Consider the following 1423-nt stretch of genomic DNA (forward strand, 5'->3'; position numbering starts at 1 on the left):
GCGGCGCTTCGAGTTGTAGAAGCGTTTGATGTAGTCGAAGACATCTGCGTGCGCCTGTTTTCTTGTTCTGTAGGTTTTGCGTTTGATCCGTCCTGTCTTCAGCGAAGAGAAGAAGCTCTCCATCGCTGCGTTGTCCCGGACATTTCCTGAGCGGCTCATAGAACATGTAATGCCATTGTCTGCCATAAGCCTTTGGAACGGTTCGCTGGTGTATTGGCTGCCTTGGTCAGAGTGATGCAACAATTCCTTCGGTCGGCCTCGGCTGCAGATTGCCATGATCAAAGCAGCCGTCACCATCTGGGAAGTTATTTGATCGTCCATAGACCAACCAACGACGCGCCGCGAGAACAAATCGATGACGGCAACAACGTAGAGCCAACCTTCCAATGTCCAGATATAGGCAAAGTCTGCCACCCATTTTGGTTCGGGCTATCTGCATTGAACTCTCGCTCAAGCACGTTTGCAACAACGACTGATCTGACGCCTTCGTCTTTTGCAGGTTGACGCCGCTTAGGGCTTGCTCTGAAGGCTACTCACCGTATCAGCCGCTCGACATAATGGAGGCCACAACAATAGCCCTCTTCGAGAAGATCATGCCAGACACGCCGCGCGCCATAGGTCCGGTCCGATCGCAGAAAGCTCGAACGGATCGCCGCCGATAGCTCTTCGGCGTGGATCGACCTGTGGCTGCGCGGTCGCGTCAACCACGCATGGAAACCGCTTCACGACACACCGAGCGCATCACACATCCAGCTGACCGGCCAGACCTCTCGGTGCTTCGCCACGCGCCCAAACGTCATAGCTGGCCCTTGGCGAAGTAGGCTGCGGCCTTTTTTAAGATATCACGCTCCGTCTTCAGCTTGGAGACCTCGCGTCGTAGGCTCCTGAGTTCATCTTGTTCCGGTGTCAGTTTGCGATGTCCTGGAAACGCAACCGCCCCATCAGCCTCAGACGCACGCACCCATCTGCGAAGCATAGTCGCGTGCATTCCCACCGGCGCGAAGAGCCTTCAAGAAGCGGGGCCTCCTCCGATCCAAAAACTTGGTTCGTCAGGTTGAGGACCAAAGGCCTCATATCAAAAACTTGGACATCTTGATTGCCTATGGAGGACAAATTGGTATCCACTGGGATAAGTTTCGCGCAACTTTACACTTACACTTGGTGTGGAGCGACACATAGTTTTGCCTTTGCTGCGTCGCTAAGCTATTGATTTTAAATCACTGAGGTTTTTCGCAACGCAGCAATTTTACCTTTTGCGCCTCAAAGGTCTTCTATCAAGCGGCTGCGTGTCTGAAAGATGGTGTATCGCGGTGGCTACAATCCGTGTCCTTCCCCCCTAGAACTGTGCCATTACATTGGCCGCGAAAGGGGGATTGGGCATTGCGAGGAAGCGACATTCAGACGAAGACATCTTGAAGCTGCT

General features: G+C 53.5%; 1 pseudogene. It reads right to left on the reverse strand.

Annotated features, from left to right (window positions below):
* Positions 1-994 (reverse strand): annotated as a pseudogene (locus Q1A75_RS23870) (IS3 family transposase); the annotation flags it as partial.
* Positions 995-1423: the final 429 nt, after the last annotated feature.

The sequence above is a fragment of the uncultured Tateyamaria sp. genome (assembly GCF_947504105.1).
Taxonomy (GTDB): Bacteria; Pseudomonadota; Alphaproteobacteria; order Rhodobacterales; family Rhodobacteraceae; genus Tateyamaria.